General features: G+C 71.6%; 21 protein-coding genes. 7 read left to right on the top strand and 14 right to left on the bottom strand.

All coding sequences use genetic code 11. The features are described 5' to 3' along the window. The first annotated feature begins 47 nt into the window (after positions 1-47). Both ACM9LD_RS07260 and ACM9LD_RS07255 read left to right on the top strand, forming a co-directional pair. Complete coding sequence (locus ACM9LD_RS07260) at positions 48-1,313, top strand: aspartate kinase (protein WP_415676071.1); 1,266 nt, start codon at positions 48-50, stop codon at positions 1,311-1,313. A 2-nt stretch (positions 1,314-1,315) separates the two neighbouring features. Then, positions 1,316-2,341 (top strand): aspartate-semialdehyde dehydrogenase, encoded by a 1,026-nt coding sequence (locus ACM9LD_RS07255; RefSeq protein WP_415676070.1) that lies wholly within the window; start codon positions 1,316-1,318, stop codon positions 2,339-2,341. 71 nt (positions 2,342-2,412) lie between these two features. On the opposite strand, the gene fahA is transcribed toward ACM9LD_RS07255, so the two are convergent. From fahA to hppD, 4 genes are read right to left on the bottom strand one after another with little or no spacing between them, the layout of a single operon-like run. Further along, positions 2,413-3,609, bottom strand: a complete 1,197-nt coding sequence (gene fahA, locus ACM9LD_RS07250) for a fumarylacetoacetase (protein WP_415676069.1) — start codon at positions 3,607-3,609, stop codon at positions 2,413-2,415. A gap of 16 nt (positions 3,610-3,625) precedes the next feature. Beyond that, on the bottom strand, positions 3,626-4,453 hold the full coding sequence (locus ACM9LD_RS07245; protein WP_415676068.1) for a hypothetical protein: 828 nt from the start codon (positions 4,451-4,453) through the stop codon (positions 3,626-3,628). Beyond that, positions 4,450-5,643, bottom strand: a complete 1,194-nt coding sequence (locus tag ACM9LD_RS07240; RefSeq protein ID WP_415676067.1) for a homogentisate 1,2-dioxygenase — start codon at positions 5,641-5,643, stop codon at positions 4,450-4,452. Before ACM9LD_RS07240 ends, ACM9LD_RS07245 begins: the two co-directional genes overlap by 4 nt. Positions 5,644-5,670: 27 nt before the next feature. Further along, positions 5,671-6,915 carry a 4-hydroxyphenylpyruvate dioxygenase gene (gene hppD, locus ACM9LD_RS07235; protein ID WP_415676066.1) on the bottom strand — a complete coding sequence of 415 codons (1,245 nt, stop codon included), beginning with the start codon at positions 6,913-6,915 and terminating at the stop codon, positions 5,671-5,673. 157 nt (positions 6,916-7,072) lie between these two features. Here hppD and ACM9LD_RS07230 point away from each other — a divergent pair, with 157 nt between their 5' ends. Further along, complete coding sequence (locus ACM9LD_RS07230) at positions 7,073-7,582, top strand: Lrp/AsnC family transcriptional regulator (RefSeq protein ID WP_415676065.1); 510 nt, start codon at positions 7,073-7,075, stop codon at positions 7,580-7,582. A gap of 22 nt (positions 7,583-7,604) precedes the next feature. Here ACM9LD_RS07230 and ACM9LD_RS07225 read toward each other — a convergent pair whose 3' ends face one another. From ACM9LD_RS07225 to ACM9LD_RS07180, 10 genes are all read right to left on the bottom strand, one after another. Continuing rightward, on the bottom strand, positions 7,605-9,116 hold the full coding sequence (locus tag ACM9LD_RS07225) for an ArnT family glycosyltransferase (RefSeq protein ID WP_415676064.1): 1,512 nt from the start codon (positions 9,114-9,116) through the stop codon (positions 7,605-7,607). Beyond that, positions 9,109-9,777, bottom strand: coding sequence for a TetR/AcrR family transcriptional regulator (locus tag ACM9LD_RS07220; RefSeq protein ID WP_415676063.1), 669 nt, complete (start codon positions 9,775-9,777; stop codon positions 9,109-9,111). The genes ACM9LD_RS07225 and ACM9LD_RS07220 overlap by 8 nt, the downstream gene beginning before the upstream one ends. Before the next feature lie 107 nt (positions 9,778-9,884). Further along, on the bottom strand, positions 9,885-10,388 hold the full coding sequence (locus tag ACM9LD_RS07215; RefSeq protein WP_415676062.1) for a ferritin: 504 nt from the start codon (positions 10,386-10,388) through the stop codon (positions 9,885-9,887). A gap of 63 nt (positions 10,389-10,451) precedes the next feature. Next, positions 10,452-11,921: a PepSY-associated TM helix domain-containing protein gene (locus ACM9LD_RS07210; RefSeq protein WP_415676061.1), complete on the bottom strand. Its 1,470-nt coding sequence runs from the start codon at positions 11,919-11,921 to the stop codon at positions 10,452-10,454. Positions 11,922-12,009: 88 nt separating this feature from the next. Beyond that, the gene (locus tag ACM9LD_RS07205) at positions 12,010-12,654 is read right to left on the bottom strand and encodes a hypothetical protein (protein WP_415676060.1); all 645 of its coding nucleotides are present in this window, start codon (positions 12,652-12,654) and stop codon (positions 12,010-12,012) included. A 51-nt stretch (positions 12,655-12,705) separates the two neighbouring features. Then, the gene (locus ACM9LD_RS07200) at positions 12,706-13,296 is read right to left on the bottom strand and encodes a phosphoribosylanthranilate isomerase (RefSeq protein ID WP_415676059.1); all 591 of its coding nucleotides are present in this window, start codon (positions 13,294-13,296) and stop codon (positions 12,706-12,708) included. Between the two features lie 14 nt (positions 13,297-13,310). After that, positions 13,311-13,601, bottom strand: coding sequence for a hypothetical protein (locus ACM9LD_RS07195; RefSeq protein ID WP_415676058.1), 291 nt, complete (start codon positions 13,599-13,601; stop codon positions 13,311-13,313). A 66-nt stretch (positions 13,602-13,667) separates the two neighbouring features. Beyond that, positions 13,668-15,443, bottom strand: a complete 1,776-nt coding sequence (locus ACM9LD_RS07190) for a penicillin-binding transpeptidase domain-containing protein (protein ID WP_415676057.1) — start codon at positions 15,441-15,443, stop codon at positions 13,668-13,670. Between the two features lie 71 nt (positions 15,444-15,514). After that, on the bottom strand, positions 15,515-16,417 hold the full coding sequence (locus ACM9LD_RS07185; protein WP_415676056.1) for a serine hydrolase: 903 nt from the start codon (positions 16,415-16,417) through the stop codon (positions 15,515-15,517). Beyond that, positions 16,414-17,217 carry a LysR family transcriptional regulator gene (locus ACM9LD_RS07180; RefSeq protein WP_415676055.1) on the bottom strand — a complete coding sequence of 268 codons (804 nt, stop codon included), beginning with the start codon at positions 17,215-17,217 and terminating at the stop codon, positions 16,414-16,416. Before ACM9LD_RS07180 ends, ACM9LD_RS07185 begins: the two co-directional genes overlap by 4 nt. A 64-nt stretch (positions 17,218-17,281) precedes the next feature. Between ACM9LD_RS07180 and ACM9LD_RS07175 the strand changes: the two genes are divergently transcribed. The 4 genes from ACM9LD_RS07175 to ACM9LD_RS07160 all read left to right on the top strand — a co-directional run bounded on the left by ACM9LD_RS07175 (position 17,282) and on the right by ACM9LD_RS07160 (position 23,360). Then, positions 17,282-18,487, top strand: coding sequence for a PucR family transcriptional regulator (locus ACM9LD_RS07175; RefSeq protein ID WP_415676054.1), 1,206 nt, complete (start codon positions 17,282-17,284; stop codon positions 18,485-18,487). 45 nt (positions 18,488-18,532) lie between these two features. Next, positions 18,533-19,951, top strand: a complete 1,419-nt coding sequence (locus ACM9LD_RS07170; RefSeq protein ID WP_415676053.1) for an amidase — start codon at positions 18,533-18,535, stop codon at positions 19,949-19,951. Positions 19,952-20,121: 170 nt separating this feature from the next. Beyond that, entirely contained in the window at positions 20,122-21,624 is a 1,503-nt protein-coding gene (locus ACM9LD_RS07165; protein ID WP_415676052.1) for a long-chain-fatty-acid--CoA ligase, read from the top strand. Positions 21,625-21,656: 32 nt separating this feature from the next. Then, entirely contained in the window at positions 21,657-23,360 is a 1,704-nt protein-coding gene (locus tag ACM9LD_RS07160; protein ID WP_415676051.1) for a PHA/PHB synthase family protein, read from the top strand. The last annotated feature ends 3 nt before the right edge of the window (positions 23,361-23,363 follow it).

The raw sequence follows: 23,363 nt of genomic DNA, 5'->3' as shown, positions 1-23,363 counted from the left end.
CGGTAGGATCGAGACGCACATCGAAGACCGCAACGGAGAGGTTCCACGTGGCACTCGTCGTCCAGAAGTACGGAGGCAGCTCCGTCTCCTCCGCCGAGCGCATCCGGCGCGTGGCCGAACGGATCGTCGAGACCAAGCGCGCGGGCAACGACGTCGTCGTCGTCGTCTCCGCCATGGGCGATACCACCGATGAGCTGCTCGATCTCGCCAACCAGGTGTGCCCTGCGCCGCCCGCCCGCGAGATGGACATGCTGCTCACCTCGGGCGAGCGGATCTCCAACGCGCTCGTCGCGATGGCCATCCACTCGCTCGGCGCCGAGGCGCAGTCCTTCACGGGCTCGCAGGCCGGCGTGATCACCACCAGCAAGCACGGCGCGGCGAAGATCATCGACGTCACGCCCGGGCGCGTCCAGGCAGCGATCGACGACGGCAAGATCGTCCTCGTCGCCGGCTTCCAGGGCGTCTCGCAGGACACCAAGGACGTCACCACGCTGGGCCGCGGCGGCTCCGACACGACCGCCGTCGCCCTGGCCGCGGCGCTCGAGGCCGACGTCTGCGAGATCTACACGGACGTCGACGGCATCTACACCGCCGACCCGCGCATCGTGCCCAACGCCAAGCATCTCAAGACCGTCTCCTTCGAGGAGATGCTCGAGATGGCGGCGTGCGGCGCGAAGGTGCTCATGCTCCGGTGCGTGGAGTACGCGCGCCGCTACAACGTCCCGGTCCACGTGCGCTCGTCGTACTCGACCAAGCCCGGCACCATCGTCAACGGATCTATGGAGGACATCCCCGTGGAAGAGGCAATTCTCACCGGCGTCGCCCACGACCGCAGCGAGGCGAAGATCACCGTCGTCGGCCTCGAGGACAAGCCGGGCTACGCCGCCCGCGTCTTCCGCGCGATCGCCGACGCCGAGATCAACATCGACATGGTGCTGCAGAACGTGTCCAAGGTGGACACCGGCCGCACCGACATCACCTTCACGCTGCCGCGCGAGCTCGGCCCGCTGGGCGTCGAGAAGCTCGAGGCCCTGCGCAAGGAGATCGGCTTCGACTCGGTGGTCTACGACGACCACGTCGGCAAGGTCTCGCTCGTGGGCGCCGGCATGAAGAGCCACCCCGGCGTCACGGCCACCTTCTGCGAGGCGCTGTCGAAGGCCGGCATCAACATCGAGCTCATCTCCACCTCGGAGATCCGCATCTCGGTCCTCATCCGCGACACCGAGCTCGACGAGGCCGTCAAGGTGCTGCACGAGGCCTTCGACCTCGGCTCGGACGAAGAGGCCACCGTCTACGCCGGAACGGGGCGATAGTCATGGGCGTACGCGTCGGAGTCGTCGGCGCCACCGGACAGGTGGGCGCCGTCATGCGCCAGCTACTGCTGGACCGGAACTTCCCGGCCGACGAGGTGCGGTTCTTCGCGTCCTCGCGGTCCGCGGGCAAGAAGCTGCCCTTCGGGGACCGCGAGATCGTCGTCGAGGACGCCGAGACCGCGGACCCGACGGGGCTCGACATCGCGCTGTTCAGCGCGGGCGCGACGATGTCGCGCGTGCAGGCGCCGCGGTTCGCCGCCGCCGGCGTCACGGTGATCGACAACTCGAGCGCCTTCCGCAAGGACCCGGACGTGCCGCTGGTGGTCTCGGAGGTGAACCCGGAGCAGGTCCGCGACCTGAAGAAGGGCATCATCGCCAACCCCAACTGCACCACGATGGCCGCGATGCCGGTGCTCAAGGTGCTGCACGACGAGGCGGGCCTGCAGCGGCTCATCGTCTCCTCGTACCAGGCCGTCTCCGGGTCCGGCCTCGCCGGCGTCGAGGAGCTGGTCTCCCAGGTGCGCGCCGTGGAGCCCGAGGCCGAGAAGCTGGTGCACGACGGCTCGGCCGTGGCCTTCCCCGCGCCGAACAAGTACGTCGCGCCGATCGCCTTCAACGTGCTGCCGCTCGCGGGCGCGATCGTGGACGACGGCTCCGGCGAGACCGACGAGGATCAGAAGCTGCGCAACGAGTCGCGCAAGATCCTCGGCCTGCCCGAGCTGCTGGTGTCCGGCACCTGCGTGCGCGTGCCCGTCCTCACCGGCCACTCGCTGTCGATCAACGCCGAGTTCGCCGCGCCGCTGTCGGTGGCGCGGGCGCAGGAGCTGCTCGCCGCGGCGCCCGGTGTGAAGCTGGTCGACGTGCCGACGCCGCTCGCCGCAGCGGGCGCCGACGACTCGCTCGTCGGCCGCATCCGCCAGGATCCGGGCGTGCCCGACGGCCGCGGCCTCACGCTGTTCATCAGCGGCGACAACCTGCGCAAGGGCGCCGCGCTGAACACCGTGCAGATCGCGGAGCTGCTCGTCTAGGCGCTGCCGGACCGAACGGATCGAACGGCCCACGGAGGAGACTCCGTGGGCCGTTCGTCGTTCCCCCGGGGTCAGGCGGGCGTCGGGGCGATCCGCCCCGTCACCTCGCCGAGGTCGATGCGGCCGCCGCCCGGTGCCGGCGCGGTGGCGCGGAGGGTGACGGCGTCGCCGTCCGCCAGGAAGGTGCGCTCGGAGCCGTCGGCCAGGCGCAGCGGCTCGGTGCCGTTCCAGGTGAGCTCGATCAGCGAGCCGCGCTGGTCGCGCTCGGGACCGGAAACGGTGCCGGAGGCGAACAGGTCGCCGGTGCGCAGCCGCGCGCCGTTCGACGTCATGTGCGCCAGCATCTGCGCGGGCGACCAGTACATCGGCGCGTAGGGCGGGCGCGAGACGATCTCGCCGTTGAGCTCGACCACGAGATCGACGTCCAGGCCCCAGTCCTCGGCGTCGCGCAGGTGGGGGAGCGGCTCGGGGGACTGCGGGGGCGTCGCGATGCGCGCGGCCTCCAGCGCCTCCAGCGGCACGATCCACGGCGAGATCGAGGTCGCGAAGCTCTTCCCGAGGAAAGGGCCGAGGGGCACGTACTCCCACGCCTGGATGTCGCGCGCCGACCAGTCGTTGACGATGCAGACGCCGAAGACGTGATCGGCGAAACCCCCGGTGTCGACGGGCTTTCCGGCGTCGCTGCCCGCGCCGACGACGAAGCCGAGCTCCGCCTCGATGTCCAGGCGCACGGACGGTCCGAACACGGGGGCCTCGTCCGACGGTGCCTTCCGCTGCCCGGCGGGCCGCACGATCGGCGTTCCCGAGGCGACGACGGTGCCCGCGCGTCCGTGGTAACCGACGGGCAGGTGTTTCCAGTTCGGCAGCAGCGCAGCGGAATCCGGCCGGAACAGGCGGCCCAGGTTGGTGGCGTGGTGCTCGCTGGCGTAGAAGTCCACGTAGTCGGCGACCTCGAAGGGCCGCTGCAACGCCACCTCCGCGACGGGGTGCAGGGCCGCCGTCCCCTCGGCCGCGCGCGCGGGATCGGTGAGCAGCGCGACGATCTCCGCGCGCACCCGGCGCCAGTCGGCGCGGCCGCGGGCCAGGAAGCCGTTCAGCGACGGCGCCGCGAAGATCGGATCCCCCAGCGCCGCAGCGAGGTCGAGCACGTGGTCGCCGATGCGCACGCCCACGCGGGGAGCGCCGACGGCGGGGCGGAAGACGCCGTAGGGCAGGTTCTCGACGCCGAAGCCGGAGCCGGCGGGCACGGGTGCCCAGGTGGTGGTCACGATCGCTGTCCTTCGGTCAGGGTGCGGGGGCGAGGCCGAACGCGGCGGCCTCGGCGGGCGGGGTCGTGGTGCTGCACGAGCCGTAGGCGCGCAGGAGCCGGCGGGCAGCTGCGGCACCGTCGGGCGGGAGGCTCAGGGCCTCGGCGGCGAGCGCCGGGCCGTCGGTGTTCGCCAGCGCGGCGGTGACGGCTCCGTGCTGGGCGCCGGCCGCGGCACGCGCGGCGGCCAGCACGAGGTTGAGGAAGCCGTGGTGGACGAATCCGGTCGCCGGATCCCGGTGTCGCACCGCGTGATGCAGGCCGGCCGTCGCCTTCACGGGGACGTTCGCTGCGGCAGCCACGACGAGCGCGGCCGCGAGCTCGTCGGGGCGGGGGAACAGGGCGGCGCGGGCTCCGCCGCACCGGACCTTCAGTCCCGCCCCGCGTCCGGCGAGGGCTGCGGCGAGGCGCGGGGTGTCCGCGCGGTCGGGAGCTTCGACGAAGACCGGCGTATCGAAGGAGGTCGCTGCCGGGAGCGCGGCGTCCAGATCAGCGGGATCGGATGCGATCTCGACGAGTGCGAGCCGCACGCGCGGGTCGGCATCGGTCGTCGTCGCCGCAGCGGCCGCGAGCGCACCATCGGACGTGCCCGCGGAGGCGATGAGGCCCACCGCGATCCGGTCGGTGTCGGTGAGCCCGGCGCGCAGTTCGTCGATCCGCTCGACCGGGCAGAGGAACCGGTGCGTGAGCATCGGGTCGCGCCCGGCGAGGTCGCGGCTGTGCCGCACCAGCGCCTCGCTCATCGACAGCGCCGTCGGCGGGAACAGGCCGGCGTCGTCGACGAGCCCAGCCAGGAGCGGGGTCATCGCGACCAACTACGGTAGTACACACCGTCGTCCACGGCTCGTGCCCCTTCGCCGAGTTGCAGCGGGGCGAAGGTGTCGACCATGACGGCGAGCTCGTCGAACCGCTCCATGCCGATGCTGCCCTCCATCGCGCCAGGTTGCGGTCCGTGCGCGTGACCGCCGGGATGCAGCGAGATCGAACCCGGACCGATCCCGGTGCCCTTGCGCGCCTCGTAGTCGCCCGCGACGTAGAACATCACCTCGTCGGAGTCCACGTTCGAGTGGTAGTACGGCACCGGGATCGACAGCGGGTGGTAGTCGACCTTGCGCGGCACGAAGTTGCAGACCACGAAGCCCGACCCCTCGAAGACCTGGTGCACCGGCGGCGGCTGGTGCACCCTGCCCGTGATCGGCTCGAAGTCCGCGACGTTGAAGGTGTACGGGTACAGGCACCCGTCCCACCCGACGACGTCGAACGGGTGCGTCGGCAGCACGTAGCGCGTGCCGGTCGCGCCGCCCGCGCCGCGGTGCTTGACCAGCAGCTCCACGTCGGTGCCCTCGCGCAGCAGGGGCTCCGACGGGCCGTGCAGGTCCCGTTCGCAGTACGGCGCGTGCTCGAGCAGCTGGCCGTACCGCGAGAGGTACCGCTTCGGCGGGGCGATGTGCCCGCCGCCCCTGCCGCACGCCTCGATCACGTAGGCGCGCACCGTCGTCCCTGCGGCGGGTACCCAGCGGTGGGTGGTCGCGCGGGGCATCAGGACGTAGTCGCCGGTGCGGAATTCGAGGGCGCCGAAGACGGTCTCGACGACGCCGGAACCCTCCTCGACGAAGACGCACTCGTCGCCGATCGCGTTGCGGTACAGCGGCGACGGGTTCGAGGCCACCACGTAGCAGATCCGCACGTCCGCGTTGCCCAGCACCAGGCGCCGACCGGTGACCGGGTCCGTGGCGGGGGCGTCGTCGTCGAACAGCTCGTGCAGGCGCAGGTGCCGGGGCAGGAGCGGCGCGTTGGGCGTCAGGCTCAGGTCGCCCGGCTCCCACGGCTCGGCGGAGGTGATCGCCGACGGGATGCCGCGGTGGTAGAGCAGGGACGAGTCGGACGAGAAGCCCTCCTCGCCGACCAGCTCCTCGTAGTGGAGCTCCCCACTGTCGCGCCGGAACTGGGTGTGGCGCTTGGGCGGGATCGCTCCGACGCTGCGGTAGTAGGCCATGGGATTTCTCCTCGTTCCGGTGTCGCGTCAGAGGTTGCCGCGGCGGTCCTGCTCGCGCTCGATGGCCTCGAACAGGGCCTTGAAGTTCCCCTTGCCGAAGCCGAGCGAGCCGTGGCGCTCGATGATCTCGAAGAACACGGTGGGCCGGTCGCCCAGCGGCTTGGTGAAGATCTGCAGCAGGTAGCCGTCCTCGTCGCGGTCGACCAGGATCCCGCGCGAGCGCAGCTCCTCGACGGGGACGCGCACCTGCCCGATCCGCGCCCGCAGCTCCGGATCGTCGTAGTAGGCGTCGGGAGTGTTCAGGAACTCCACTCCCTCGGCGCGCAGCGCGTCCACCGCGGCGAGGATGTCGTTCGTGGCGACGGCCAGGTGCTGCGCGCCGGGGCCGCCGTAGAACTCGAGGTACTCGTCGATCTGCGAGCGCTTGGCGGCGATCGCCGGCTCGTTGAGCGGGAACTTCACCCGGTGATTGCCGTTCGCGACCACCTTGGACATGAGGGCGGAGTAGTCGGTGGCGATGTCGTCGCCGACGAATTCGGCCATGTTCGTGAAGCCCATGACGCGGTTGTAGAAGCCGACCCACTCGTCCATCCGGCCGAGCTCGACGTTGCCGACGATGTGGTCGAGGGCCTGGAAGATGCGCTTGGGCGCGCCGTCACGCTTGCGGAAGGTGCTGGTGGCGGGCATGTAGCCCGGGAGGTAGGGCCCGTCGTACCGGGCGCCGTCGACCACGCGCTGCACCAGCGTGTGCCGCGTCTCGCCGTAGGTCGCGATGGCACCGATGCGCACGGTGCCGTGCTCGTCGGTCACGTCGTGCGGCTCCTCGAGCACCGTTGCGCCGGAGGCCCGGGCGTGCGCGATGCACCGGTCCACATCGGGGACCTCGAGGGCGATGTCGACGACGCCGTCGCCGTGCCGGGCGTGATGCCCGACGAGGGGGCTGTCCGGGCTGACGGCGCCCTGGACGACGAACCGGATCGACCCCGATCGCAGCACGTAGGCCTTGTGATCGCGGGCGCCCTGCTCCGGTCCCCGGTAGGCGACCAGCTCCATGCCCCAGACGGACTGGTAGTAGTGCGCGGTCTGGGTGGCGTTGCCCACGACGAAGACGATCGCGTCCCAGCCGTTGACCGGGAAGGCGTCGCGGGTGGCGTCGTAGGAGACGAGCCCGACGAGCTGCTGCAGCTGGTCGGCGCCGAGGCCGGCGAGCTTCTCCTCGTCGGTCAGGGTCTGCTCGAGGGGAGTCTGCTCGGGTGCGGTCCTCGTCGTCATGGTCGTCTCACCTTCCGGGCCGGATGTCATCTACGTCACCACCATCTGTGCGCGACGGTCCGGTGGCAATGCCGACAGTTCCTATTGCCCAAACTGCCCCGAACCACGGGTCGGATGGCCGATGATGTAGACAAATCGACTAGAAAAGGGGAGCTTCGTGCTGGAACCTGTGGCACTCGACGACGTCGACTTCGCGCTCCTCGACTCGCTGCACCGCGCCCCGCAGATCGGGGTGCTCGAGACGTCGCGGCGGGTCGGCGTCGCGCGCGCGACGGTGCAGGCGCGGCTGAAGAAGTTGGAGGAGGCGGGCGTCATCGCGGGCTACCAGCCGCACCTCGATGTCGCGGCCGCCGGCTTCGGGGTGCAGTGCTTCGTCCAATTGGAGACGGCGCAGGGCGAGCTGAGCGCCGTCGCCGAGGAGCTGGCCGCCGTACCGAACGTCCTCGAGGCCTTCGCCACCACGGGCGGGAGCGACGTGCTGTGCCGGGTGGCCGCCGCATCGCACCTGGACCTGCAGGAGACCCTGCTCCGGATCGGGCGGTCCCCGCTGGTCGCGCGGTCGATCAGCATCGTCGTGTTGTCCGAGATCGTGCCCTTCCGGGCGATGCCGCTACTGCGGACGCTGGAGCCGCGGCCGGTGCCCCGCTCGCCGCGCTACCGCGGCTGAGCGGATCCCCGGTGCCGGCGTCTCACATGCGCCGCAGCTCCGGCCACAGCGTCGACCACGGCGCCCGCGGGTGGCAGAGCCGGATGTCCACGCCGGTGGACGCTGTGGGGAAGCCGATCCGGTAGTCGAATCGACGCAGCGTGCGGGCCCGGTCGCACATGTCGTCCTGCAGCTCGGCATCGGAGTTGATGACGCGGAGCACGGTGGTCGCCGAATCCTCGGGCGCACCGAAGTATCCGTAGCCGCGGCTCGGGCTGAACACCGGGGGCAGGCCGTGTCCGTAGTACTGCAGGGCGGAGGCCTGCCAGTAGGAACTGGCGACGATCGCCTGCGGCCGCTCGCCCTCCGGCAGCTCCGCGATCGACTGCTCGACGGCGCGGGTCAGTTCGGGCCAGCCGAACTGGCCGTAGACGGAGATCTGCATGCCGGCCTCCATCACCGACTTCGGCTCCTCGATCTCGGATTCGGGGGTGAACGGCAGGCTCACGACGATGGAGACGACCGCGAGGATCGACAGCGGCGCCGTCAGGGCCGCCTTCAGCTTCGGCTTCGGGAGTGCCTCGAACGCGACGGCGCCGGCGGCGATGATCACGGGCAGCATCCCGCCCGGGTAGTACGGCCGGCCCGCGGTGATGATGAAGACGATCACCAGCAGCACGAACGCGGGCGCCATGAACCGGTACGGGCGGAACCGATCCGAGCGCATGAGGGCGTAGAGGCCGTAGAGGAGCAGGAGCGCGCCGAGTACGCCCGCGGTGAGCAGCATGATCGGGACGAAGCCGATGCGCCCGCCCGCGTACTGGCTCTCCTCGGCGACCTGATCGGTGAGCTGCAGGTACGGCCAGCTGCGGTCCGCCTGCCACACCAGGGCGGGGATCATCGTGACCACGGTGACCGCCCCGCCCAGCCACAACGCCGGGCGGCGCGCGAGGTTCCGCGGGCCCCAGACCAGCGAAGCCACGATCGCGCACACCCAGAACACGGGGATCAACCACTTGACCTGCATGTCGATCGCGGTCACGACGCCCGCCGCGAACAGCAGCCAGTCCTGCCGGGTGCGCACCCAGCGCACCACCAGCCACGTGATCGCCACCCACAGTGGCGTGTCGATCGCGTTGGTGGCGAGCAGCGAGGACTGCAGCAGGAGGAAGGTGGACGTCGCGTACGCGCCGGCGGTGAGGGCCTGCGCGAACCGCCCGCCGCCCAGCTCGCGGGCGATCAACGCCGACGCCAGGATCCCCGCGATCGTGATGAGGACCGACGGCAGCCGGAACAGCACCAGGGAGTCGCCGGGCATCGCGTCGCCGAGGAGGGCCAGCAGGGGCAGGATCGGTCCCTGGTCGGCGTAGCTCACCGAGAGGTGGTGGCCCGCGGCGATGAAGTACAGCTCGTCGCCGAACAGGTGGTACTTGCTCGCGCCGAACGCGGCGGCGATCCCGCTCAGCAGCAGGATGGGCACGAGGGCGACCCACGCGACGGGCGCGGGCTCGGGGGTGTCGAGGCGTTCGGCGGGGGCGGACGTGGTCTCAGTCATCGGTGTCCTCCGACGGTGCGAGGGGAGAGTGCTCGCGCGGCGGGGGCTGTACCGCGGCGAGGAAGACGCGGACCATCTGCTCCGCGTGGGTGTCGAGGTCGAGGTCCGGATCGCGCGCGGCGCGGCCGGCGGCACCGTCGATCGCGTCCCGGATGAGGCGGGCCATGATCGTCGGGTCGAAGCCGGAGGAGAACTCGCCGGAAGCCTGGCCGTCCCGGAGGATCTCGGCGAGCGGTGCGAGCATCTCCTGCTCGCCCTCGCTCGGGCCGAACACGGGCGTCCCGTCCGGATTGCGCAGGTTGAGGACCACTTCGACCATGGCGCCCAGGAACCGGCGCTCCGACGCGATGTATTCCAGGTTGGTGGCGATGTAGGTCCGCAGGACGTCGGTCGCGGTGTGCTGTTCGGCGAGCCGGGGGCCCATGAACTCCGCGCCGGCCACGAACAGGTGGACCACGACCTGTCGCATCAGGTCGTCCTTGCCGTCGAAGTGGTAGGAGATCACGCCCTTCGAGATTCCGGCCTGGCGCGCGATCCGGGCCAGGGTGGCGCGGCCGTAGCCCTCGTCCGCGAGGACCTCGACCGCCGCCGCGATGATCTGCCGGCGGCGGGCCTCCTCGATGAACGACCTCTGGCCGCTCGATTCATTTTCTGGCCGCATGGTCAAAAATTAGCACGGTCGGCCATATGAAGGGAAGGGGAGCGAACGAAAAACGGGGCCCTCCGTGGTGGAGGACCCCGTTTCCCGGGCTGCAATAGGTGGCTTGATCAGGCCTCGGTGGTGCGCGTCGGGCGCGAACCCAGCTCCTCGTCGAGGCGCAGGAGGCCGGGGCCGTCACCGTCGATCAGCTTGAGGCGACCGACGATCTCGCTGACCGTGGCCTCCTCCTCGACCTGCTCGTTGACGAACCACTGGATGAGGCTCTTGGAGTCGATGTCGTCGTTCGCGGCCCGGTACAGGTCGCGGATCGAGTCCGACACGCGGCGCTCGTGCTCCAGCGCGACGTTGAAGACGTCGAGGACGGTCGTCACGTCCACCTTCGGAGCGGCGGAGGCGCCGATCCGCGGGTGGTTGTCGCGATCCGAGAGATGGTCGATCCACTTGTTGGCGTGGACGATCTCCTCGTCGGCCTGGTGGCGCAGCCATGCCGCGATGCCCGGGAGGTCCCGGATCTCCATCTCGATGGCCAGCTGGCGGTACACCAGCGAGGCCTCGAACTCCAGGGTGATCTGGTCGTTGAACTTCTCTTCGAGTGCATCCGTGAGCTTCATGTCAGCAACTCTAGAACCGTTCCAGGCACCGCGCAACGCAGGCAAGGCGACCCTTTCTGCAGGTCAGGGGCTATTTCTTAGGTTAGCCCTACCCCGCTTAGCCACGCCTATCGCAACATCGAGCACCACGAACGCCAGCAGCGAAACGCCGAACACCGGCAGGAACCACCCGAGGAACGCGATGCCCAGAATCGCCGGAATCGCGTGCGACGGTTCGACCTTCCGGATCGCGCCCCGCGCCGGCGGCTTCGGGAGCCCGCCGCGTTTCGGACGCCGCTGCCACCACATGAGGTAACCGCGCACGATCACCGTCACGAGAAGTGCTGCGAACGCAACCAATACGATCTGGTTGAGCAGACCGAACTGCCAGCCCATGTGGGTGTTGATGAGCAGCTCCGTCGCCTTCGCCAGAAGCGGCCACGACGCGAAGGCGAGCACCGTGATCACCTGCCCGGTGTTCGGATCGACGGTGGCGGAGTCGATCCCCATCCGCCACGGCTGCCGGGTCTGGGCCACCGTGATCGCGGCGTTCGGATCTGTCGGGATGGAGACCTGGACGGCACCGTCGACCCCGCGCGCGGCGGCCTCCGTGACGGCCCGGTCCAGGACCGCGATGTTGCGCGCCCGGGTCCGCTCCGCAACCTCCGGCGCGATCGCCGGTGCGGCGGCGGGCATCTGGTGATCGGCGTGCTCGCTGCCCCCGCCGTGCTCGCCGCCCGGTGTGAGCGACGTCGAGAGCGCGGGTTTGGTCCACCCCAGCTCCGTGCGCAGCTGGCCGATGTTCTCGCCCGCGTACTTCGACCAGGTCAATCCGGTCGCGGAGAAGAACAGCAGGCCGAGGAGCAGCCACGTGCCGATGGAGGCGTGCCGGCTCATCCGGCCGCCCCGGCCCTTGGCCTTGCGGTCGTAGGCCAGCATGCGCCGCGGGTTCCCCCGCCGGTGCCGCCACCACAGGTAGAAGCCGCCGAGCGCGACCACCCAGAGCCACGACGCGGCGAGCTCGCTGTAGAACCGGCCGACGTCGCCGAGGTGCAGGTCGACGTGCAGCCGGTCGATCCAGAACCGGATCGGCAGCGCCTCGACGGAGCCGTACACGGGCAGCGCGCCCTGGACCTGCGCCGACGCGGGATCGACGTAGACGGCGAGCTGGCGGCCGTCCGCGGCGAGCGACGGATCGTCGAACAGCACGCGGGTGGTGAGCCCCGGGCCGTCGCCCGTCCGCACCGCCGCGACCGGCAGGCCCGGACGCGCGGCCTGCGCCGCGGCGACCTGCTCGGCCAGCGGCCGGGCGGGCCCGTCCGTCCGCGCCTCGATCTGGTCGGCGTAGACGAACTTCTCGACGGTCGGCGCGGCCGCGTACAGGCCGCCGCTGATCGCCGCGATGAGGAGGAACGGGCCTACCAGCAGGCCCGCGTAGAAGTGCAGCCGCAGGATCGCGGCGCGCCACCCGGGCCGCGCCCGGGCGGGCGGGGCTGCGGGGGGAGTGGGTTCGGTCGGCGGCGCGTTCTCGGCCGCCGAATCGGTCACTGACATGAGGACACCTCACGAGGTAATGCGCGTACGCGCGGGGAGCCCGGGCGGCGCAGGGCCGATCCGGGCGGGTGACAAGTGGTGTGAGGTGTCAGGCGGGTGGCGCGCGCAGCGCCCCGTGTCGCGCGAGCACGGGGAGCGGAACGGCCCGGAAGGTCCAGACCGGGGCGACGACGGTGCGCGCCCGCTCCCGCCAGGTCGGGGTCAGGGGCGTCAGCGTCGCCAGCGCGACGCGCAGCGCGTGCTCGGCGCCGGCGATCACGGCGCCGGCGACGACCGCCGCGACGAGGTGCGCAGCGGCCATGGTCGGGCTCAGCGCGAGGTGGCCCATCGTGAGGCCGAGTGCGAGGTGGCCGGCGCCCTGGCCGAGCAGCAGCAGTGCGGTGGCGGCCCGTGGCCCGGCCGTGCGCGGCCGCGCGGCGAGCACGCCGAGGAGCGCGCACACGGCTGCGAGCAGCAGGACCGAGGTCGTCGGGATCGACGATGCCGCAGCAACGGCGGGCGCATCCATCGCCGGCATCGAGTGCATCGCGTGCCCGCCCATGGCGTGCCCGGTCATCGTCGACATGTCGTGCCCCGGCATGACCCTCATGTCGTGGCCGGGCATCGAACGGCCCGGGGCCGCGGAACCGCCGCCGCGCATGGCGAACGCGTGCGCGGTCAGGCTCGCCGCGAAGGAGACCGCGCCCACCGCGACGCCACGCAGCGTGGATTCGGGGCGGGCGGGGCGGAACACAGGCGGAATACTACTCCCCGTAGGGGACGGGTTCGGAGCGGGAACCGCAGGTCAGGACCGGGCGGCGACGACGAATGCGCGGATCAGCACGGGATCCTTCACCCCGGGCGCCGACTCGACACCGCTGGAGACGTCCACGCCCGACGGGCCGAAGGCGGCGATCAGCGCGGCGACGTTGTCCGGGCGCAGGCCGCCGGCGAGCAGCCAGTCGACGGTCGGTGGCACCGGCAGGTCGGCGGGGGAGAACGTCGTGCCGGAGCCGGGCACCGTCGCGTCGATGAGCAGGCGCTCGCCGCCCGTGTGGCCCGACGCGGTGAACCGGGCCGCGGAGATCGCGCGGATCGTGCGGAAGCCGGCCTCGGCGGCGCGGGCGAAGTGGTCGTCGGGCTCGTCGCCGTGCAGTTGGATCGTGCCCACACCGGACTCGCGGGCCAGGCGCAGAACTTCGTCGATCGGCTGGCCGCGGAACACGCCGACAGTCTCGACCTCGTCGGGTACGCGCGCGACGAGAGGTGCGGCATCGTCGGAGGAGATCAGCCGGACGCTGCCGGGGGCGAAGACGAAGCCCACCGCGTCGGCGCCCGATTCGACCGCGGCGTCCACCGTTTCGGGCGTCCGCAGCCCACACACCTTGACGAACACGGGCCGATACTAGGTCACGGCATCCCGGGGATGGCGCCCGGCGCTGCGGGTGCCGTCGGCACGGCCGCGGGGGGAGCGGTCGGGATCGGCATGGTGCACGGCGGGAACGTCGGGTTGTAGGGCGGCGTGCACAGCTGCATGACGCAGTTCTTGCCGTTCCAGAAAGGCGTTTGGCCCATCGGGCACGGCTCGAGCGCGTTCGCGGCGCCCACCGAGATCGGCGCGACGAACGTCGCGGAGACCAGACCGAACGCGGCGAGGCCGGTGGCCAGTGCGCGACTGCCGCGCGTGCGTCGATGTGCCATGAGAAACCCCTTCTTCGCGAATATGAGTTTCAGACTAGCAATGCGTGCTGTGATCGCACAGCCGGTTCAGGGGAGGTCGCCGCCCGCACCGCGGAGGAAGGCGCCGCTCACGGCGACGGCGGGCGCGGAGCTCTCGCCGGAGACCACGAGGGTCGCGAAGGCGAGGTCGCCGACGATCCCGGCGAACCAGCCGTGCGCGTGGGTGTTGTCGCCGAACTCCGCAGTGCCGGTCTTGCCGCCCAGCCCCTCGATGTCGCGCAGCGCCGTCGCAGTGCCGGAGGTCACGGTCTCGCGCATCGCGGTGCGCAGCGCGTCCGCGACGCCCGGGTCGATCGGCTGCGGCTGTGCGTCCGCCGGGGCGGGCTCACCGTCGAACAGCGAGGGACGGACCATGCCGCGGGCCGCGAGCGAGGCCTCGACGACGGCGAGCCCGAAGGGCGACGCGGTGACCCGGCCCTGCCCGATCGATTCCTCCACGCGCTCCGCGGGGGTGCGAGCGGCGGGGACGGAGCCGGTCACCGTCGTGATCCCGGGGATGGTGAAGTCGACGCCCAGCCCGAACCGCTTCGCGGTGTCGGTGAGGGCGGTGTCGCCGAGCTTCGTGCCCAGGCCCGCCATGGTGGTGTTGCACGACTTCGCAAAGGCCGTGTGCAGCGGCACGGTACCGAGCGCGAACTCGTTCTCGTTGGGGATCGTCCGGTCGCTGAAGGTGGCGCGGCCCGGGCAGGCCAGCTGCGCGTCGGGGGTGGTGATCTTCGCGTCCAGCGCGGCGGCGGTGGTGATGGTCTTGAAAGTCGATCCGGGCGCGTAGAGGCCCGTCAGGGCGACGGGGCCCTGCTTGTCGGCGGCGGCGTTCTGTGCCACCGCGAGGATGCCGCCCGTGGACGGGCGGATCGCGACGAGCATCGTCGCGCGTTTCTCGCCCGCGACGGCGGCGTTCGCGGCGCGCTGCAGCCCGGCGTCGAGCGTGGTGCGTATCGGTTGCACCGGCGCGGCGGGGAAGGAGTCGACGAGGCGCAGGGGCTTGCCCTCCCCGTCGACGACGGTGACCGAGGAGCCCGCCGCGGCGTCGACGGCGCTGCGCCACTTCTCCTCCAGGCCCGCGACGACGGGCGACCGCAGCACCGGCGCGGCGGTCAGCAGGCGGCCCTCCTCGCGGACCGTCACCCCGTCGATCCTGGTGAGCCTGCCGACCTTCTTCGCGTCGGCGGCGCGCAGCGAGATCACGGCGGTGGGGGAGTCCTTGCCCTCCACCGTCTTCCGCAGGCCGGCGGCGGTCACCGTCGGGTCGGCGGCGGCGAGCCGCGTGGCGAGGGCGTCCGCCGCGGAGGTCGCCTTCGCCGGGTCCAGGTTCACGACGGTGACCGTCTGCCAGGTCAGGAACGGCGCGTTCTTCCGGTCCACGACCGGTGTGCTGTAAGGCTTCTCGTCGGCGTAGAGCAGCCGCGCGCCCTCGGACGTCGCGTCGGGATGCACGACGGTGGGCTTCCAGGTGACCTTGCCGCCCCCGGCGGCGACCTTGGTGGTGAACCGCACGCCGTGCTTGCGGGGGAGCGCCCACGACCACGTGAGCGTCCGCTCCTCCCCGTCCTTGCCGGCGGTGACGGTCGGCTTCGCATCACCCATGCCGTCGAACGTGGCCTGCAGCGCGGTCGTGGCGGACTCGGGATCGGAGGTGAGGCCCGCGGCCTGCGAGGCGTCCCGACCCGACAGGGCGGTCGCGAACTTGGTCACCACGTCGTCCTCGGAACAGGCGACGAGCGAGGCCGCGAGGGCGGCGATCGCGAGGATCGCCGCGCCGCCGCGGGCGGGGCGGGCGGGCCGGTGCGGGGTGGAGCGCATGCGCCCAGTCAACCCGCGAGCGGCGATACCCGCCAAAGAGCGAAACCGGCGTCGGCGATAGCGATCCGCTATCAGTGCAGGTCGAGCGGTACGCGAAGAGCGTCGACGGCGATCGCCGCGACCGTCCCGATGGCCGCGTCGACGCGTGGCAGGCTCGGATCGTTGCGCGCCGCGTGCGTGAACACCGCCACCGCGACGGGATGCTCGCCGGGGTATTCCACCACCGCGACTTCGTTGCGGAGCGCGCCCAGCGTGCCCGTTTTGCCGGCGATCGACGGTGCCGAGCCGAACCCCGAGGCGACGCGGTGCCGGAAGACCTGCCCGGCGAGCGCCGAGCGGGCGAAGGCGCACTGCTCCGCGGAGGCCGCGGTGTCCGACCAGATCGCGGCGAGCAGCGCGGTCATGTCCGCGGCGGTGGTCGCGCTGCCGAAGGTCGGGTCGTAGGCGCGTACGGGCCGCGCGAGGTCGTCGTCCGCCAGCGCCGCGAAGGCCTCGGCCACGGTGTGCGTATCGGTCTCCGCCATCATCGCGGCGTGGATCTCGGCGTCGCCGCCCACGATCCGCGTGCCGTGCAGCCCCAGGTCGCGCGCGGTCCGCTGCACCGCGTCCAGCCCCACCAGGCCCATCAGCACGCCCGCCGCCGCGTTGTCGGAGACCGCGACCATCGACCGCAGCAGATCGCGGACACTCATCTCGACGGGGTCCGACAGCGTCGCGATCCCCGTCGGGCCGGGCGTCGCGGCCGCCGGGTCGACGACGACCCGCGCGCGGGGGTCGAGTGCCCCGGCGTCGACGGCGCGCGCCGCCGCGACCAGGAGCACCACCTTGTAGATCGACGCGGGGACGACCGGCTGCTCGCCGCCCACCGACAGCACGGCCGCCCAGCGGGACGACGACCCCACGACGCGCGCGTGCAGCCAGCCGTTGCACCCGGCGTCGGCGAAGACTGCGTCGATCCGCTGCGCCGCCGTCATCGCGCCAGCCGCCACAGCACCGATTCCAGTCGCGCCGCGTCCGGGTGGTCGCGGCGGCCGAGGACCTTGACCCGCAACGGGAAATCCGTCGCCGCGCGCCGGGCGGTCCCGGCAGGTGCGTCATCGCCGGCGGCGACGGGCGTGAACGCCAGCCCGGCCGCCACCGCGGCGTGCGCGGCGGCCTCGGTCTCGGTGATGAGCACCGTCGACGTGATGCCCCGCGCCGTGAGCCGGTCCAGTAGCAGGTCCGCCGCGGGCGGATTCGCCGCGCGCGGCGACCGGAAACTCGCGGGCACCAGGAAGTCCCGCGGCAGCGCGATCACGGGCCCCGACGGTGCGCCGTCCCCCAGGACGGGGTGCTCGACCACCGCGACGTCCAGCAGGTCCTCGGCGACGGCCCGCGCCAGCTGCGGCGACGCGCCGGCCGAGAGGGTGAGCGGCGCACCGTCGACCCCGGGGGCCAACGCGGCGGCGCAGGCGGCGGCCACCGCTCCGCCGAGCGCATCGCAGAGGGCGACCCGGCGTTCCCCGGCCCCGGCGCCGAGGCGCGCCGCCTCGGCCACGAACCGGTCGGCGTCGCGGACCATGACCCGGGCCCGCGGAAGCAGCTCGCGCCCGGCCGGTGTGAGGTCGGCGCCCCGTCGGCTGCGGTCGATGAGGGTGACGCCCAGCGCCTCCTCGAGCCGGCGCAGGCCCGCCGAGACCGGGGGCTGCGTGATCCCGAGCCGGTCCGCGGCGCGGCCGAAGTGCTGCTCCTCGGCGACCGCGACGAAGAAGCGCAGGTGCCGGATGAGATCCATGCGCCGGAGTCTAGCCAGCCGAATCGCGCACGCGCGGCCGCGGGAACCAGGACAATCGGCAGGCGTGAGTGATGCCGTGGACGCCGAGATCGCCCAGATCCGCGACGCCCTGACCGCGCGGATGGACGACCTCGCGCGCTCGGTCGTCGAGTCGATCCGGCGATCGATCCCGATCTACGCCGACGAGGGCGCGGTCTCCGAGGAGTTGGTGGCGGCGGCCGTTCGCGACAACCTGACGTACATGGTGGAGGCGATGACAGCCTCGTCGTTCGATACCGCGCCGGCCGCCGCGACGGGCCGCACCCGGGCGGAGATGGGCGTGCCGCTGGCCGCCGTCATGCACGCCTACCGGATCGGCGTGCACCGCGTCTGGCAGGAGGTGCACGCGATCGCGGAGGCGCGGCCCGAGCTGAGCCGGCAGGCGCTGCTCTCGGCGACGCAGCACATGTGGGAGGCGCAGGACCAGTTCGTCGATGCGATGGCCGGCGCGCACCGCGACCGGACCACCGAGCAGGCCCTCGACGACGCCGCCGAACGCGCCGCGCTCGCGGAATACCTTCTGCAGGGCCGGATCCCGAGCGACCAGAGCCTGTGGGAGATCGCGACGATCCTGCGCATCCCCACGACCGGCCCGTACCTCGCGGTCGCGGCGGCGACCGTCGAGGTGGGGCGGGCACCGCTGCCCGGCATCGCCGACCGGCTCCGCGCGATCGACGCCTACTCCGCCTGGCGGCTGCTGCCGGACCAGCAGATCGGCATCGTCCACGCCCCGACGCCGCCGGTGCGCACCGCGGTGATCGACCTGCTGCGCCGGGTGGCCGTCGCCCGCGTCGGCGTGAGCGCGCCCTTCGGGGACCTGCGCGACACCCCGCAGGGGCTGACCTTCGCGCGCCGCGAACTCGTCGGGCCGGGCACCGGGGTCTCGGTGTTCGACGGTTCCGTACTCGGCACGGCCGCGATCGCGGCGCCCGAGACCACCGTCGACCTGGCGCGGGGCGTGCTCCGCGGTCTGTACGACCTGCCCGACGACGACCGCGAGCCGCTGTTCGCCACGTTCCGCGCGTGGGTCGCGCACGACGGGAACGTCAAGGACGCCGCGGACGCACTGTTCGTGCACCCCAACACCGTCCGGCACCGCCTCCGACGGGTCGAACAGCTGACGGGCCGCTCGGTCGGCTCGCCCCGCGAGGTCGCGGAGCTCTGCCTCGCGTTCGAGGTCGACGCCCGTGTCCGTTTCCAGGCGGGGGCTTCGCGCGATGTGACAGCCTGAGGTCGCGGCACGGTGACGTGCGCCACAGCGACCGGAGGAGCCTCCATGCCCGACACGGACGATCTCGCCCACCTCGATCTGACCGACGTCGCGGAGCTGCTCCGCTCGGGGCGGGTCACCTCCACCGCGGTGACCGAGGCGCTCCTGGCCAGGATCGATGCCCTCGATCCGGCCCTGCACAGTTACGCGTATGTGGGTCGGGAGACGGCGCGCGAGGCCGCCGTGCGGGCGGACGCCGAACTCGCGCACGGCCAGTGGCGCGGGCCGCTGCACGGCGTTCCGGTTGCGGTGAAGGACCTGTTCTACACCACCGACGCCCCGACCGCGTCGGGCAGCACGGTGCACGCGGGACACCGCTCCGATCACGACGCCACCGTCGTCGCACGGCTCCGTGCGGCGGGCGCCGTGATCCTGGGCAAGCTCACGATGACCGAGGGCGCGTACACGAGTCACCACCCCGACCTGCCGACGCCGGTGAACCCCTGGGACGCGGACACCTGGTCCGGGGCCTCGTCCAGCGGCTCGGGCGTGGCGCCCGTCGCCGGGCTGTGTTTCGGCGCGCTGGGCACCGATACCGGCGGATCGATCCGGCTGCCGTCCAGCGCGAACGGCGCGACCGGCCTCAAGCCCACCTGGGGGCGGGTGAGCCGCTACGGCAGCACGGCGCTGGCCGCGAGCATGGATCACGTCGGCCCGATGGCGCGCAGTGCGCGGGACTGCGCCGCCATCCTCGGCGTCATCGCCGGTCAGGACGTCAACGACCCCACGGCCTCGTTGCTCCCCGTCCCCGAATACCTGCGCGACATCACCCTGCGCCGCGCCCCACGATTCGGCGTCGACCCCCGGCTCAACGAGACCTTCGACGCGCCCACGCGCGCCATGCTCGAGGGGGTCGTCGAGACGGTGCGCGATCTCGGTTTCCTCGTGGCCGAGGTCGAGACCCCGGACTTCCCCGCGGCGGCGCAGCACTGGGCACCGCTGTGCGCCGTGGAGACCGCCTACGAGCACCGCGCGACCTTCCCCGGCCGGGAGGCCGAGTACGGGCCCGACCTCCGCGACCTGATCACCCTCGGGCAGAGCATCGGCGGCGTCGAATACCAGGGGATGCTGGAGTGGCGGCGCGACTTCATCGGTCGCTGCCGCAGGCTGTTCGCCACCGTCGATCTGCTGCTGCTCCCCGGCACGGGCATCGCCTCGCCGACTCTCGCGCAGATGGCGAACCTGGGCAGCGACGAGGCGCTCCTCGCGGGATTACTCGTGCCCACCGCGCCCCTGGACATCGCCGGGCTGCCGTCGCTGACCCTCCCCGGCGGCTTCACCGATCGGGGCACCCCGCTCGGCTTCCAGTTCGTCGGCGGGGAGTTCGCCGAGCAGCTGGTCCTGCAGGCGGGGCACGCCTACCAGGGGGTCACCGACTTCCACCGGCGCCGGCCGCCGCTCGCCGTCGCCGGGGCCGTTCAGTAATGAAGGCTGGCAAAGCCGTGTAGTCGCAAGACTGCAATTCCAAGCTGTGGTGATTGTGTTTCGTGACACCCCAGCGGGCGGAACGGTGTTTGCGTCACCATCGACGCGACAGGGTGTTCCGGGTCACTCTGTAAAGGACGAATCCGACACCCGCCCACGAAGGACCTCCGATGACGAACCTCGCCGAGAACCTCACCGACGCCGCTGCTTCGCACGCGGACACCATCGCCCTGAAGTGCGATGATCTCCAGTTCACCTACGCGCAGTTCGACGACGCGTCCGCCCGGTTCGCCACCTACCTCGCGGAGCAGGGCATCGAGCCCGGCGACCGCGTCGGGATCATGCTCCCGAACACCCCGGCCTTCGCCATCGTCTTCTACGGCATCATGCGGCGCGGCGCCGTCGCCGTCCCGATGAATCCTCTCCTCAAGGCCGCCGAGGTCGAGTACTACCTGGCTAACACCTCCGCGAAGGCGCTGTTCGCCACCCCGGTCTTCGCCGACGACGCGGAGGCCGGCGCGAAGGCCGCGGGTGCCGCGTGCCACTTCGGCGACGACGCGGCCCTCGCGACGCTCCTCGCGAAGTACGAGCCGACCGCGGCGGTCGAGCCCCGCGAACCGTCGGACACGGCGGTCATCCTGCACACCTCCGGCACCACCGGTAAGCCCAAGGGCGCGGAGCTGACCCATCAGGGGCTCGGCATGAACTGCGAGATCTCCGGCCGCACACTGCTGCACCTGACCACCGACGACGTGGTGATGGGCTGTCTGCCCCTGTTCCACGTCTTCGGCCTCACCTGCGGTCTCAACGCCGCGGTGGGCTTCGCCTCGACGCTCACGCTGATCCCGCGCTTCGACCCGCGCAAGGCCATCGAGGTCATCGGGCGCGACCACGTGACCGTCTTCCTGGGCGTGCCCACCATGTACGCCGCGCTCGTCGCCGCGCTGCAGCCCGGCGACGACGTCTCCTCGCTGCGGGCCTGCGGCTCCGGCGGCGCCGCGCTGCCGCTGCAGGTGATCGCCGACTTCGAGAAGGCCTTCAACGCGATCATCATGGAGGGCTACGGCCTGTCCGAGACCTCGCCCGTGGCGTGCTTCAACCACCCGGACAAGCCCCGCAAGCCCGGCACGATCGGCACCCCGATCGAGGGCGTCTTCATGCGCGTCGTCGACGATGCCGGCAACGAGGTCCCGCAGGGCGAGCGCGGCGAGGTCCAAGTGCGCGGCCACAACATCATGAAGGGCTACTGGAACCTCCCCGAGGCCACCGCTGCCGCGATCGACGCCGACGGCTGGTTCTCGACCGGTGACATCGGCATCGTCGACGAGGAGGGCTACTTCTCGATCGTCGACCGCAAGAAGGAGATGATCATCCGCGGCGGCCTCAACGTCTACCCGCGCGAGCTCGAAGAAGTGCTCTACAGCCACCCCGAGATCGCGGAGGCCGCGGTCGTCGGCATCCCGCACTCCTCGCTCGGCGAGGAGGTGGGCGCCGCCGTCGCGCTCAAGGCCGGCAGCACCCTCACCGCCGAGGCCGTCCGCGACTTCGTCAAGGAGCGCGTCGCCTCCTACAAGTACCCGCGACACGTCTGGGTGCTGACGGAGCTGCCCAAGGGCGCCACCGGCAAGGTCCAGAAGCGCGACATCACCATCCCGTCCGAGTACTCCGCCTGAATCCCGAACCTCCAGAGAGTCGAGGCACTGCCATGACCACCACCGATACCGATCGCACCCCCGAGGACGAGTTCGGCGCCCCGCTCGACATGCTGCTCGTCAACTCGACGAAGTCCTTCGCCTCCCGCATGATGCCCAACGCCGCCTGGGCGCGGATGGCACAGTCCCTGGCCGGCAAGCCCGTCACCGTCGCCGAGCGCGGCGCGGGTCTGGTCAAGGAGCTCGGCCTCATCGCCGCGGGCAAGAGCCAGCGGGCCCCGAAGAAGGGCGACTTCCGCTTCTCGGACCCGGCGTGGAAGGAGAACCCGCTGCTGCGTCGCGTCGAGCAGGCGTACCTCGCCGCGTCGGACACCGCCGACCAGCTCTACGAGGACGCGGACCTCGACTGGAAGGACGCCGAGAAGATGCGCTTCGTCCTCGACAACGCGATCGAGGGCCTCTCGCCGACCAACAGCCCGCTGCTCAACCCGCTGGGCTGGAAGGCGCTCATCGACACGGGCGGTCTCTCCGCACTGCGCGGAGCGAAGAACTTCGCCCGCGACATGGCGAGCACGCCCCGCATCCCGTCGATGATCGACCCCGACGCCTACACGGTGGGCGAGACGCTGGCGACCACGAAGGGCACCGTCGTCCTGCGGACCCGGATGTTCGAGCTGATCCACTACGCCCCGCAGACCAAGCAGGTGCGCGAGGTGCCGATCCTGCTCGTGCCGCCGGTGATCAACAAGTTCTACATCATGGACATCGCGCCCGGCCGCAGCCTCATCGAGTACTACGTCAAGGGCGGCCAGCAGGTCTTCGCGATCTCGTGGCGCAATCCGTCGGCGCGGCACCGCGATTGGGGCTTCGACGAGTACGGCCAGTCCATCGTCAAGGCGCTCGACGCCCTCGAGGTGATCACCGGCGCCGATAAGGCGAACATCTTCGCCACCTGTTCCGGCGGCATCCTCACCTCGATGATGATCTCGCACCTGTTCGCGACGGGCCACGGCGATCGGATCGCCGGGCTCACCCTGGGCGTCACCGTCCTCGACCAGAGCCACGCCGGCCTCGGCTCGGCCCTGGCCAGCGAGCGCGGCGCCGAGGCCGCGATCCGCAGCTCTGCCAGCAAGGGGTACCTCGACGGTGCCGCCATGGCCGAGATGTTCGCCTGGCTCCGCCCGACGGACCTGGTCTGGCGGTACTGGGTCAACAACTACATCCAGGGCAAGTCCCCCGCGCCGTTCGACGTGCTGTTCTGGAACGCCGATACCACCCGGATGGCGGCGAACCTGCACAAGGACATGGTGACGATGGGGCTCCACAACACCCTGGTGACGCCGGGGGAGCAGATGATGATGGGTACTCCCGTCGACCTGTCGAAGGTCGAGTGCGACGCCTACGTGCTGGGCGGTATCTCGGACCACATCTGCCCGTGGCAGGCCACCGAGCGCAGCGCCGCGCTGCTCGGGAGCAAGGACAACACGTACGTGCTGTCGACCGCCGGCCATATCGCCGCCCTGGTGAACCCGCCCGGCAACCCGAAGTCGTCGTTCCGCACCGGTCCGGTGCTGCAGGACCAGACGCCCGAGGAGTGGTTCGAGGCGGCCGAGAAGCAGGCGGGCTCCTGGTGGCCCCACCACCTCGCCTGGCTGAACGAGCGCAGCGGTGCCGAGGTCGACGCGCCCACCCAGCTGGGTGCCCCCGGCTACGAGCCGCTCGCCCCCGCACCCGGCACCTTCGTGCACGAGAAGTGAGGA

Origin of the sequence: Tsukamurella hominis (genome assembly GCF_965137015.1) — a bacterium.
GTDB lineage: Bacteria > Actinomycetota > Actinomycetes > Mycobacteriales > Mycobacteriaceae > Tsukamurella > Tsukamurella hominis.
Note: the sequence above shows the minus strand (reverse complement) of the source record. Positions and strands in the feature narration are given on the sequence as shown.